The sequence below is a fragment of the Gammaproteobacteria bacterium genome (genome assembly GCA_028817255.1).
Taxonomy (GTDB): domain Bacteria; phylum Pseudomonadota; class Gammaproteobacteria; order Porifericomitales; family Porifericomitaceae; genus Porifericomes; species Porifericomes azotivorans.
Genome location: JAPPQA010000070.1, coordinates 1 through 11,376, shown reverse-complemented (window position 1 = coordinate 11,376; position 11,376 = coordinate 1). Strand labels below are relative to the sequence as shown.

The following is an 11,376-nucleotide window of genomic DNA, read 5'->3' as shown; positions in this document are numbered from 1 at the left end:
ATGGCAATGAACCGCATTGAGAACTGTTTTCGGGGGCTTCGCGCCCGCAACCGCCGGGGGGTGATCCTCTTTATCACCGCCGGGGATCCGTGCCCTGAGCATACCGTGCCGCTTATGCACGCTCTCGTGGAGGGCGGCGCCGACCTGGTCGAGCTGGGCGTGCCCTTCTCCGACCCGATGGCCGACGGGCCGGCGATTCAGCGTTCCAGCGAGCGCGCCCTGGAGCACGGTACCAGCCTGTCGGACGTACTGCGGATGGTGGCCTGTTTTCGGGAGCGAGACCGGGTCACGCCGGTGGTCCTGATGGGGTATCTCAATCCGGTGGAGGCTATGGGGGTGGCGGCTTTCGGCGCGGCGGCGGCCGCTGCCGGCGTTGACGGCGTCCTGCTGGTCGATCTCCCCCCCGAAGAGGCGGCGGAGGTCTCGGAGGAATTGCGCCGCCGCGGGCTGGACCAGATCTTCCTGCTTTCCCCCACCACGGGGGAGCGGCGGCTGGAACGGATCTGCCGATCCGCCCGGGGATTCCTCTATTACGTGTCGCTCAAGGGGGTGACCGGCAGCGAGCACCTGGAATTGAAGGAAGTGGCGACGGCCTTGGATCGTGTCCGGCACAGCAGTTCCTTGCCCGTGGCGGTGGGTTTCGGGATCAAGGATTCGCGCGCCGCGGCCGGCGCCGCCGGCTTGGGCGATGCCGTGGTGATTGGCAGCGCCTTGGTGGAGCGTCTTGCCGCGGTTGCCGGGGAACCCGGCCGCCTGCCCGAGGTTGCGAGCGGTTTCGCGCGGGAGATCCGCATGGCAGTGGACGGCGCGGGGCTCCCGGGGTGAACGCGCCGGCGGCGGAACGGAGGCGCTGGTGGTGAGTTGGTTCGAGAAGCTGCTGCGCCCGCGCGTTAAGAGCAAGAATGGCAACCGGCGCCAGGTGCCCAAGGGACTGTGGACCCGTTGCGAGCGCTGCAACGAGGTCTTGTATCGCCCGGAATTGGAGCGGTGCCTGCACGTCTGTCCGAAATGCAGTTACCATATGCGTATCCCGGCGCGCCTCCGCCTGCAATTTTTTCTCGACCCGGACGAAAAAAAGGAAGAGGTGGGCGCCGGCTTGCTTGCCGTGGACCGACTGAAATTCAAGGACCGGAAACGTTATCGCGACCGCTTGCAGCAGGCGCGGCGCAGTACCGGCGAGACGGACGCGTTGGTCGTGCTGGCGGGGCGCGTCAAGGGGATTCCCCTGGTGGCCTGTGCCTTCGATTTCCATTTCCTGGGCGGTTCCATGGGTTCCGCGGTGGGGGAGCGCTTTGTGCGGGCCGTGCGGCATGCGCTGGAGCGGGAGCTGCCCCTGGTCTGTTTCTGTGCCAGCGGCGGCGCCCGTATGCAGGAGGGGTTGGCTTCGTTGATGCAGATGGCCAAGACCAGCGTCGCCCTGGCCCGGTTCCGGGAGCGCGGCCTGCCCTACCTTGCCGTGTTGACCGACCCGACCATGGGTGGCGTCTCCGCCAGCCTTGCCTGGCTGGGCGACGTGATAGTCGCGGAACCGGACGCCCTGATCGGCTTTGCCGGGCCGCGCGTGATCGAGCAGACCATACGCGAGCCGTTGCCGGAGGGCTTTCAGCGCAGCGAGTCGTTGCTGGAGCATGGGGCGGTGGACATGATTGTCTCCCGTGGGCAATTGCGGGATCGGATCGCCTCTATGCTGGCCCTGATGCTGGGCCTTCCGATGCCGCCGGAGGAGCGGGCCATGACGCTGCTCGAAGGAGCGACGCTGTGAGCGAGCCGGCGAATCTGTTCTCCGGCAACGGCCTGCCTGTCGCCGGCAACCGCAGCCTGGAGCAGTGGCTGGCCTGGCAGCAGCAGATCCATACCCGTGCCGTGGAATTGGGTTTGGATCGTTGCCGCCAGGTTGCCGCGCGCATGGGTTTGCTCGCTCCCGGCTACTGCGTGATCAGCGTGGCCGGTACCAACGGCAAGGGTTCCAGCGTGGCGGTGCTGGAGGCGGTGTTGGGCCGCGCCGGGTATCGCACCGGCGCGTATTATTCTCCGCATCTGGTGCGCTACAACGAGCGCATCCGGGTCGCGGGCCGGGAGGCGACGGATGCCGATTTGTGCCGCGTCTTTGCCCGCGTCGAGGAGGCGCGTTGCGGCACCGTGTTGACCTATTTCGAGTTCGGCACCCTGGCCGCTCTGCAGTTGTTCCGGGAGGCCGACGTGGATGTGGCCTTGCTTGAGGTTGGCCTGGGGGGCAGGCTGGATGCCGTAAATGTCCTCGATGCCGACTTGGCTCTGGTAACCTCCGTCGCCATGGATCACCAGGAGTGGCTTGGGGACGACCGGGAAGCGATCGGCAGGGAGAAGGCGGGCATCTTTCGCCCGGGTGTGCCCGCGGTGTGTTCGGACCCGGCGCCGCCCGCGTCCCTGGTCGCTTGCGCCCGGAGATTGCGGGCGCCGCTCAGCATTCTCGGGCGCGATTTTTCCTGCGAAAAAAAAGAGGATGGGACCGGGTCGTGGTGCTGGCGCGGGGGAGGGCGCGAGTACGAGGGACTGCCCCTGTCGTACCCCTATGGCAGTTGTCAGGTGCGCAACGCCGCGGGCGCGTTGATGGCTCTGGACCGGCTTGCCGGCCGTTTGCCGGTGCCGGAGTCCGCGATTGTCGAAGGGTTGAAGTCCTGCCGGCTTGCCGGCCGTTGCCAGGTAGTGCCGGGGCTGCCGCCGCTGCTCCTGGACGTGGCGCACAACCCTCAGTCGGCACTGGAGCTGCGCCGCGGCCTCGCCGATTTGCCGGTGTCCGGCGCCACCCACATGGTGGTCGGCATGCTCCGGGATAAGGATCACCGTGCCGTGTTTGCCGAACTCGATCGGGCCGCGGATTATTGGCACGTGGTGGGATTGCCGGGGTGGCGCGGCGCGTCCGCCGCTACGTTGCTGGCGGAGCTGCGCCCGGTAACGGATAAGCCAGTGCGGGTCTATCGCCATATCTGGGGCGCGCTGGACCGCCTGAGCCATTCCGCTTCCGCCGCCGACCGGGCGGTGGTGACGGGCTCTTTCCTGACTGTGGGAGGCGCCTTGAACTGGCTGAATTGCGGCGTGGGCGCGGGGCGCGCGGCCTGGCGCGGCCTGGACGGCGGCGAGTTGGCGTCCGGGGCGCTGGGCGGGCGCTGAACGGACCGGCGGGACGCTTGTGGAGCGGCAACTGCAGGAACGGCTGACGGGCGCGGCCATACTGGTGGTCTTGGCGGCGATCTTTATCCCCCTGATTCTGGACGAACCGGTCACGGAGCTGCCGCCCGTGGAGCCTCCCCCGCCGCCGCCGGCGGTGGACTTCGATCCCGGTTTCCAGCCAGCGAAGGATGCCGCGGAGGAAGTGGCGGGAGAAGCCGGGACGGCGCCGCTGAAGGGGGTCGTGCTGGATGGCCTCCCCGAGGTGCCGCCTTCGCCTTCGCCGTCCGCGGCAGCCGAGCCGCCGCCAGCGGCCGTCAAGCCGCCTTCGTCGCCGCCGTCCGCGGCAGCCAAGCCGCCGTCGGCGGCCGTCAAATCGCCTTCGCCGCCGCCGTCCGCGGCAGCCAAGTCGCCGCCCTTGTCGCCGGCCGCCGCCGGCGAGGGCACAGGGGCGCCGGATGACGGCGATGCCTGGGTAGTGCAGATGGGCAGCTTCGCGCGCCGGAAAAATGCGGACACCTTGCAGGATCGGTTGCGCAAGGCAGGTTATCGCGCCTTCGTCAGCCAGCATGACAGCGGCGGCGAGGCCGTTTACCGTGTTCAGGTGGGGCCGGAGCTGTCCCGCCGAACGGCGGCGCGGCAGCGCGACGAATTGCGGCAGAAGCTCAAGATCAAGGGTATAATCCAGCGCTATCCTTAGCGCGTCGCGACCACGGGGAGTCGGAGGTTCACTTGCTTGGTTTTGCTTCCGGAGGGGTAACGCTCGGGTTGGGCCGTGCGCGGCCGCCATTGCCTTCCCTGCAGCGGCGCGGCCTGTTCCCATCATGTGCGGACTGATCGGTATTGTCGCCCAGGGGCCGGTTAACCAGGCCCTCTGCGAGTGCCTGACGGTGCTCCAACACCGGGGGCAGGATGCGGCCGGCCTGGTGACCTGCGAAGGCAATCGTTTGTTTCTGCGCAAGGGGAACGGCTTGGTGCGCGATGTCTTTTCCGCCGAAGACATGATCCAGCTGCGGGGCAGGCAGGGGATCGGCCATGTACGCTACCCCACTGCCGGGGGGTTCTCGGCCGCCGAAGCGCAGCCGCTCTACGTGCGGCTTCCCTACGGCATGGTGCTGGCGCACAACGGTCAGTTGACCAACAGCGCGGAGCAGCGGCGCGAAATCTCCCGCGGGCGGCCGGATCGTTTGCGCACGGGCTCCGACTCGGAAGTGCTGTTGCACGTGTTGGCCGACGAACTGCGCCGGGCGGACCGAACCCGTCTGGAGCCAGTGCAGATTTTCGAGGCGGTGCGGGGCGTACACCGCCGTTGCCGGGGAGGCTATGCCGTGGTGGTGCTGATCGCCGGTCACGGTCTGTTGGCCTTTCGGGATCCGCATGGCATTCGCCCGCTGGTCTTCGGCTGCCGCGAGAGCCGCGGCGGCAAGGAGTACGTCTTTGCTTCCGAAAGTGTCGCCATAGATATCCTCGACTTCGAGCGAGTGCGCGACCTGGCGCCGGGAGAGGCCGTGTTCGTTTCCGGGGACGGCGCCTTCCATTCCCGTTCCTGGCAAGGCATGTCGGCCGCCCCCTCTCCCTGCTTGTTCGAGTTCGTCTATCTCGCCCGCCCGGACTCGGTGATTGACGGCATTTCGGTGTACGAGGCCCGGCTGCGCATGGGCGAGGCGCTGGCCCGCGCGATCCAGAAGCGGTGGCCGGAGCACGACATAGACGTCGTCATTCCGGTCCCGGAGACCGGGCGCACGGCGGCCCTGCCTTTGGCGCGGCGCCTGGGCGTCGAGTACCGGGAGGGCCTGGTCAAGAACCGCTATGTGCCGCGCACCTTCATCATGCCGGGGCAGCGCGTGCGCAAACGATCCGTGCGCCAGAAGCTGAACGCCATCGGGGCGGAGTTCCGCGGCAAGAACGTTCTCCTGGTGGACGACTCGTTGGTGCGCGGAACGACCTCCCGCGAGATCGTCCAGATGGCCCGCAACGCCGGCGCCCGCAAGGTGTATTTCGCCTCCGCCGCGCCGCCGGTGCGCTATCCGAACTATTACGGGATTGATATCCCCTCGGTGGAAGAGTTGATCGCGCATGGCCGGGGCGAGCGGCAGATCTGCGAATTGGTGGGCGCCGACCGGCTGTTCTACCAGGGGCTGGACGATCTGGTGCAGGCGGTCAGGCAGGGCAATCCCTCCATATCCCGTTTTGACGCCTCCTGCTTCGATGGCGTGTACATGACCGGGGACCGGGGGCCGACGGCCGACGCAGGGGCGCCGCTCGCCGTAGCGGGCGACGGCGCATGAGCGCCGCCCCGGTATCTTCGCCGCATCTGCATGCAGGGACATCCGTTGCCGCGCTCATGCGCGAGGTGCTGGCTGCCCTGGCGCCTGGCCTGTTGCTGTCTTGTTGGCTGTTCGGTCCGCGTCTGCTGTTGCACCTGGCCGTCGCCAGTCTGACCGCCCTGGCCTGCGAGGCGCTGGCGCTGCGCCTGCGCGGACTCCCCCTGCGGCCTGCCCTGACGGACGGCAGCGCCTTGGTCACTGCCTGGCTGCTGGCCCTTTGCATCAGTCCCCTGGCGGACTGGTGGCTGTCGGCGGCGGGCGCGGCCTTTGCGATTCTGGTCGTTAAGCATTGCTACGGCGGTCTGGGGCGCAACCTCTTCAACCCGGCCATGGCGGGCTATGTCTTCGTGCTGCTTTGCTTTCCGGTCCGGCTCTCCTTGTGGCCGGCGGCGCCCGGCCTGGATACCGTGAGCGGAGCGACGCCCCTGGGCTACGTGCAGAGCGGGCTGGCCGGCATGGCAACTCTGGAGGAATTGCGCGCCGCTCCGGTGTTCGGCGCGGTGGGCGGGCGCGGCTGGGAGTGGCTGGCGCCGGCCTGGCTGGCCGGCGGCTGCTGGTTGCTGGCGCGGCGGCTGATTGATTGGCGAATCCCCGCGGCCATGTTGCTGGCCCTGTTTTGCGTCGCCGCTTTGTTTTACCTGTACGACGACCAGCGTCACGCTTCGCCGTGGTTTCACCTGGCGAGCGGCGGCGCCCTGCTCGGCGCCTTCTTCGTCGCTACCGACCCGGCCACCTCGGCCACCACCGCCTGGGGACGGGTGTTGTACGGAGCCGGGATCGGGCTGCTCGCCTGGAGCGTGCGCCGCTTTGGCGGCTTTCCTGATGGCGTGGCCTTTGCCGTTTTGATCATGAACGCCGCCGTGCCGCTGATTGACCGGATCACGCGGCCTCGCGTACTGGGGACGAGCGCTTGAAAGGCCCGGGTCGCCTGCTGGCGGCGCTGGTTGCCGCCGCCTGCCTGGGGCTGGCGCTGTCGTTGCATGCGCTCTCCCGGCAGGGTATGGAGGAACGGTGGCAACGGCAGGTGCTGCGCGTGATCGAGCAGGTGGCGCCGTTGTCCTACGACAACCGTCCGCACCTGGACCGCATGCATGTGGAAGAGCGGGTCTTTTTTTCTCAGCCTCAGAAGTTTCATGCCTATCGCTTGCGTCGTGCCGGGGAAGTGCTGGGAGTGGCCCTGTTGCCGGTCGTTGTGCGCGGTTATCACGGCGCCCTGGAGTTGGCGGTGGGAATCGAGCGCGACGGCACGGTGACCGGGGTGCGGGTGTTGCGCCATGAAGAGACGCCGGGACTGGGCGGTGGCGTTGCCGCCCCGGGTTGGTTGGCGGCCTTGCGCGGCCATTCCCTGGAACGGTTGCCGGCGGCGCGCTGGGCGGTGGGCGGCGACGACGGGGCCTTCGATCAGGTGAGCGGCGCGACTGTCAGTTCGAGAGCGGTGGTTCTGGGGGTGCGGGACTGCCTGCGATTCTATGCGGCGCATCGCGCGCGGCTGCTCGACGAAGCGTCCGCCGCGCCAGCAGGCGCAGATCTTCGGCGGCCAGGCAGAGGCAGGGCAGGGTGATCAGGATCAACGGCGTCGCGAACAGCAGGCCGAAACCCAGGCTGACCGCCATGGGAGCCAGGAAGGCCGTCTGGCCGGTGGCGAAGAAAATCAACGGCGACAAGCCCAGAAAGGTGGTGATCGTGGTCAGCAGGATGGGCCGGGCGCGCATAAGCCCGGCGCGGATCGTTGCCTCGCGCAACGGCATTCCCGCGGCCCGCAGCCGCTTGCAGAAATCCACCAGGATCAGCGAATCGTTGATGATGATGCCGGAGAGGGCGAGCATCCCGATGACGGAAAGGAATTGCAGGTTGTACCCGAACAGCGCATGGCCCGCGATGACGCCGACGAAACCCAGCGGGATGGTCAGTAGGACCGCGAGCGGGTCAAGCAGGGAGCGGAACAGGGCGGTCAGCAGGAAAGAAATCAGGGCGAGGCTGATGAACAGCGCCTGGGAGATCCCGGCGAAGGATTCCCGCGCCCGTTTCTTTTCGCCCAGGAACAAGAGTTTATAGTCGGCCTCGGCGCCGGCGGGGGCGAAGCGCTCCTGGATCAGGGCGCTGGCCTCCAGGGCGGTGATGAATTCGGTATTGACGTCGGCGCTCAGCCGCGCCATGCGCAGGCCGTCCCGGTGGCGCAGGTGATTGGGGCCGCGAGCGGCGCGGATCTCGGCCACGTCGCCCAGGTACGCGGTCCTGTCCGAGGGCAGGATGATCGGCAGGCGGGCCAGGCTGTCGGCCTCGCGGCGCAGCTGGTCCGAGTACATTAACCGCACCGGGATCCGTTTGCCCTCCAGGGTCACGTGCGTGACCTTGCGGCCCAGGTAGCCGATATGCACGGCCTCGCTCAGGGCTTCCTGCGTGAGTCCCAGGCGGCGGCCCTTCTCGTTCAGGGTGTAATGGAACTCTACCTTGCCGGCTTCCTGGTCGTGTTGCACGTCGCGGACTCCCGGCAGCCGGCGCAGGAAGTCCTGGACCTCGTCGCTGAGGGCGCGCAGCCGTGCCGGGTCCCGGCTGACGATGCCCAGCTCGATGTCGTTGCCGGGGGGGCCCGCGTCCTGGCGCACGATCCGAAGCCGCCGGATGCCGGGGATCTGCGACAGCCGCTGGCGCACCGCGTCGCTGATGGCGTCAACGCTGCGCTGCCGCTTGCCGCTGTGGCCGGAGAAATCCAGGCTGACCAGCGGCGAGACCCAGCGTTCGATGAAGCCCCGCGGGGCCGGACTCTTCAGGTCCACCACAAGTTGCAACAGGTTGCTGCCCTTGCTGAAGCGCTGGAAGTCGGTAAAGCTGATCCCGATGTTGGTGTAGAGCGTGTCCAGCTCGTCTTCGCTTATCGCCTCGAAAATGGCTTTTTCGACGCGCTGTGCCAGTTGTTCGCTCTGTTCCAGGCTGTAGGTGTTCGGCGCCTCGATGTTGATAAAGAACTGGCCCAGGTCCACGTGTCCGAACAGTTGGTAGGGGATGCGGGTCGCGGCGTAGCTGACGCTGGCGGCCAGCAGGCTGGCGGTCATGGCCAGCACCAGGTAGCGGCGCCCCGTAGCCCAGCGCAGCAGGCGCCCGTAGCCGTCCCGCAGGCGCCGCCACCCGGACCATCGGCGCGGTCGTTTGCGGGCGCGCAGCAGCAGCGCCGCATGACCCGGCAGGACGATGAAGGACTCCAGCATCGAGCCCAGCAGGGCGCCCGCGACGATCACCGGGATCGCCTGAATGAACAGCCCCAGCGTGCCCCCGATGGTGGTCATTGGCAGGAAGGCCGAGACGGTGGTGAGCGTGGCTACGACCACCGGGGCGGCCACCTCGCGCGCGCCTCGCAGCGCGGCCTGGTGCGGGGGCAGTCCCGCCTCCACGTGCCGGTAGGCGTTTTCGGTCACGATGATGGCGTCGTCCACGATCATGCCGAGTACGACCAGGAAGGCGAACAGCGAGATCATGTTGATCGTATAGCCCAGGTAGTGCAGCAGGATGACCGCGAACAGAAAGGAGAACGGGATGCCGAAGGCGGTGATCAGGGCCACCCGCAGGTCCAGCAGCAGGCACAGGGCCAGCAGCAACAGCGTCAGTCCGATTAACCCCGAGGACTTGACGGTGTTGAGACGGGTTTTGACGTATTTCGACATGTCCGTGTGTACGCCCAGCTGTGCGCTGGGAGGGAGTTGCGGGCGCAGTTCCCGCACCAATTCCCGTATTTGTCGGGAGACCGCGATCGTCGAGGCCTCCGCCGATTTGGTCACCGTCATGTTGATCGAGGGCTGGCCGTTGAAGCGGGCGTAAGTGGTCGCCTCCTCGAATCGCAGTTCGATTTGGGCCACCTCGCCGAGCAGCAGTTGCCCGCCATCGTCGGTGGCGCGCAACACCAGCCGCTCCAGCACCCGGGGGTCGGAGGATTCGCCGCGCCCGCGCAGGCGGATGCCGCCCTCCGCCGCTTTGATCGTGCCGCCGGGCAGATCCTGCAGATTGTTGCGCAACGCCGCGACGATCTCCCCCAGCTGAATCCCCAGGGCGGATAACTGGTGCGGGTCCACGGTGACCCGCAGCTCCCGTTCCTGTTCGCCCGCGAGGCCGACGTTGGCGACGCCCGGCAGGCCCTGTATTTGCAGGCGTACCTGCTCGGCGATGTCGTGCAGCCGCTCCTTCGAGAGTCCGCCGTACAGGGTCAGGCTGATCACCGGAAAGTGGGTGCGGATGCGAGATAACCGCGGCTCTTCGGCTCCCTCGGGGAGGTCGCCGGCGAGCCCGTCCACCAGCGTGCGCGCTTCTTCCAGGAAGTCGTCCATGTCGCCGTCCGACTTCAGCTTCAGGTAGATGTTCGATACGCCCTCGATACTGACCGAACTGATATAGTCTATGTCGCGGCTGTTCTCGAATTCTTCTTCGATCACCGCCGTGACCTGTTCTTCCACCTCGCGCGGCGCGGCGCCCTCGAACACGGTGGAGATGCTGGCCGTGTCCAGTTGCACCACGGGGAACATCTCTTGCGGCGTGGCGCGCCAGCACAGCAGGCCCAGGATCAGTACGAACAGCAGTCCCAGGTTGACCAGCAGGCGGTTCTCGATAAAGACGGCGAACAACCGGGCCGTCGCCCCGCCGGCCGCGTCTTTTCCGCCGCCTATGGGTGGGGGCGCCTCAGGGGGCGCCTCAGGGGGCGTTTCAGGGGGCAAGGCGAACTTCCTGGCCGTCCGCCAGGGCGGCCACGTTGTCGGAGACGATGCGCGTCCCCGGCGCGAGGCCCCGCACCGCGACCTCGCCGTCGTAGGTCTTCAACGCCTCTACCTCCATGCGCTGTAGCCGCAGGTCTTCCCCGATGCGGAACACGTAGCTGCGGCCCTCGTCGCGCAGCAGCGCCGTGCCCGGCACCACTGGCACGCCGCGCAACGGCGGCACGGGCAGCACCGCCTCGGCGATCTGGCCGGGATACCAGTCCCCGGAGCTTTCCGCCCGTACCCGGAGGGAATGGGTATGGGTGTCCGCCGCCGGGGCGGGGGCCAGGGCGACGATGCGCCCCAGTCGTTTTTCCCGCGAGCCGGGATTGCCCGGGTGCCGGATCTGGATTTCCTGACCCAGGCGCAAGCCCTGCGCCACCTCGCCGGTGACCTCCAGATGCAGGTCCAGGTTGCGGGTGTCCACCAGTTCGACCGCCCGGATGCTAGGGGCCGCGCGGTCCCCCACATCCAGCTCCACACGGTTCACGATGCCGGCGAAGGGGGCGCTGAGCCGGCTGCTCTCCAGGTCGCGCCGCGCCTGCCGCAGCTCCGTTTGCAGGTTGACCAGCCGCTCTTCGGCTGTGCGTTCCTGGTGCTCCAGCCGGGCCAGTTCTTCCGCTTGCTGCAACATGCGCCGCTGGGCCTCTTCCAGGTTGGCCTTGGAGGCGAGGGAGTCGTACTCCAGCCGCTGCAGCCGCTCGGTCTCCCGTTGCAACAGCATGCCCCGTTCCCGGGTCAGTTCCAGCAGGCGGCGGTCGCGCTCCTGCGCCTTGCGTTCCGCGTTCAGCATCGCCTCGGCGCGCTGCAGGGCGTCGAACCACTGCTCCTTGTGCAGCAGCAACAGTTGCGCCCCGGCCGCGACCGTGTGGCCAGGCTCTACCCGCCGCTCCGCCACGCGCCCGGAGATATCGAAGTGCAACCATGTTTGCTGCACGGGCTTCAGTTGCCCCTGGACGCGGCTGGCCGTGGCGAAATCCCGCTCCCGCACCTCGAAGGGCAGCACGTGCACCGGCAAGGGCGTCAGCCGCGGTTGCTGCTTTTCTGGCGCCGAGAGGACCAGCGTCATGCTGATGCCGATGCCCGCGACCAGCGCCGCGAGGATGCTCAGGATATGGCGCAACTTGCGTATGGCGACACGTATCATGGGCCCTGTAACGAGT

General features: G+C 67.8%; 8 protein-coding genes and 1 pseudogene. 7 read left to right on the top strand and 2 right to left on the bottom strand.

What is annotated here, in order from left to right:
* From trpA to OXU43_03245, 7 genes and pseudogenes are all read left to right on the top strand, one after another.
* Nucleotides 1-825 (top strand): tryptophan synthase subunit alpha (gene trpA, locus OXU43_03275; protein MDD9824180.1); only part of this gene is annotated, 825 nt, incomplete at its 5' end.
* A gap of 31 nt (nucleotides 826-856) precedes the next feature.
* Nucleotides 857-1,762 (top strand): acetyl-CoA carboxylase, carboxyltransferase subunit beta, encoded by a 906-nt coding sequence (accD, locus tag OXU43_03270; protein ID MDD9824179.1) that lies wholly within the window; start codon nucleotides 857-859, stop codon nucleotides 1,760-1,762.
* Nucleotides 1,759-3,150, top strand: a complete 1,392-nt coding sequence (gene folC / locus OXU43_03265) for a bifunctional tetrahydrofolate synthase/dihydrofolate synthase (protein MDD9824178.1) — start codon at nucleotides 1,759-1,761, stop codon at nucleotides 3,148-3,150. The genes accD and folC overlap by 4 nt, the downstream gene beginning before the upstream one ends.
* 19 nt (nucleotides 3,151-3,169) lie before the next feature.
* Entirely contained in the window at nucleotides 3,170-3,847 is a 678-nt protein-coding gene (locus OXU43_03260; GenBank protein MDD9824177.1) for an SPOR domain-containing protein, read from the top strand.
* Nucleotides 3,848-3,971: 124 nt separating this feature from the next.
* Nucleotides 3,972-5,435 (top strand): amidophosphoribosyltransferase, encoded by a 1,464-nt coding sequence (purF, locus tag OXU43_03255; GenBank protein ID MDD9824176.1) that lies wholly within the window; start codon nucleotides 3,972-3,974, stop codon nucleotides 5,433-5,435.
* Nucleotides 5,432-6,388 carry an RnfABCDGE type electron transport complex subunit D gene (locus OXU43_03250; GenBank protein MDD9824175.1) on the top strand — a complete coding sequence of 319 codons (957 nt, stop codon included), beginning with the start codon at nucleotides 5,432-5,434 and terminating at the stop codon, nucleotides 6,386-6,388. Before purF ends, OXU43_03250 begins: the two co-directional genes overlap by 4 nt.
* Before the next feature lie 62 nt (nucleotides 6,389-6,450).
* Nucleotides 6,451-6,888: pseudogene (locus OXU43_03245) on the top strand (FMN-binding protein).
* A gap of 7 nt (nucleotides 6,889-6,895) precedes the next feature.
* Here the strand turns inward: OXU43_03245 and OXU43_03240 are convergent.
* Both OXU43_03240 and OXU43_03235 read right to left on the bottom strand, forming a co-directional pair.
* Nucleotides 6,896-10,174 (bottom strand): efflux RND transporter permease subunit, encoded by a 3,279-nt coding sequence (locus tag OXU43_03240; protein ID MDD9824174.1) that lies wholly within the window; start codon nucleotides 10,172-10,174, stop codon nucleotides 6,896-6,898.
* Nucleotides 10,164-11,376: efflux RND transporter periplasmic adaptor subunit (locus tag OXU43_03235; GenBank protein MDD9824173.1), on the bottom strand; the 1,213-nt coding region annotated here is incomplete at its 5' end. The genes OXU43_03240 and OXU43_03235, both read right to left, overlap by 11 nt.